Below are 921 nucleotides of genomic sequence, written 5' to 3'. Positions count from 1 at the left end.
ATTTCGTCCAGCAGGCCACCGCCCTGCCCGGCATCGGCGCGTGGACCGCGCACTACATGGCACTGCGGGCGCTGGGCATGCCCGATGCCTTCCCGGCCGGTGATCTGGTCCTGCAGCAGGTGCTGGGAGAAGGCCAGCGTCTGGGCGAACGCGCCACCGAGGCCCGCTCGCAGCCATGGCGTCCCTGGCGCGCCTATGCGGTGCTGCATCTTTGGCATCTGGCCGCCGCCCCCGAAAAACGCCATCCTCCCCCGCCGTGGATTCCCCGGAGAACTGCGCATGAGTCCTGTGTACTTCGACCGCTTCGACAGCCCGATCGGCCCGCTGACGGTGGCCGCCGATGAACAGGGCGTGCGCCACATCCTGTTCGCCGAGAACCGCCACGACGCCCGCGGCCGCGAGCACTGGCAATGCGATCCCGATGCGGTAGCCGAACCACGCCGGCAGTTGCTGCAATACCTGCACGGACAACGGCGCCAGTTCGAACTGGCCCTGGCGCCGGTCGGCACCGACTTCCAGCTGCAGGTCTGGCACACACTGGCGCAGATTCCGTTCGGCGCGACCTGGAGCTACCGGCAACTGGCCGAACGCATCGGCCGCCCCGCCGCGGCCCGTGCGGTCGGCGCCGCCAACGGCCGCAATCCGTTGCCGATCGTGCTGCCGTGCCATCGGGTGATCGGCAACAACGGTGCGCTGACCGGCTTCGGCGGCGGACTGCCGACCAAAGCCGCGTTGCTACGGCTGGAAGGAATCGGCATCGAGGACGCCGTCGCGGCGGATCTTTTCGACTGACCGGGCATACTCCAATACGCCCAACGGCGTATTGGTACGGTCATCCCGTGGACGTATCATGTTGCGATGATTTCGATCCGTTTTCCTGCGGCCGTACTGGCCTGTGCCCTGCTGGCCGCCTGCGCTTCC

Annotated in this window: 1 protein-coding gene and 1 pseudogene; both read left to right on the top strand. The window is 68.0% G+C overall.

All coding sequences use genetic code 11. The features are described from left to right. Positions 1-224: pseudogene (locus JCM9942_RS18525) on the top strand (DNA-3-methyladenine glycosylase 2 family protein); the annotation flags it as partial. 55 nt (positions 225-279) lie between these two features. Next, the gene (locus JCM9942_RS16950) at positions 280-792 is read left to right on the top strand and encodes a methylated-DNA--[protein]-cysteine S-methyltransferase (protein ID WP_054661004.1); all 513 of its coding nucleotides are present in this window, start codon (positions 280-282) and stop codon (positions 790-792) included. The last annotated feature ends 129 nt before the right edge of the window (positions 793-921 follow it).

The sequence above is a fragment of the Stenotrophomonas pictorum JCM 9942 genome, assembly GCF_001310775.1.
Classification (GTDB): domain Bacteria; phylum Pseudomonadota; class Gammaproteobacteria; order Xanthomonadales; family Xanthomonadaceae; genus Stenotrophomonas; species Stenotrophomonas pictorum.
Note: the sequence above shows the minus strand (reverse complement) of the source record. Positions and strands in the feature narration are given on the sequence as shown.

Coding starts and splice junctions, on each gene's coding strand:
- JCM9942_RS16950 (WP_054661004.1), top strand. CDS start 280: ATGAGTCCTGTGTACTTCGACCGCTTCGACAGCCCGATCGGCCCGCTG.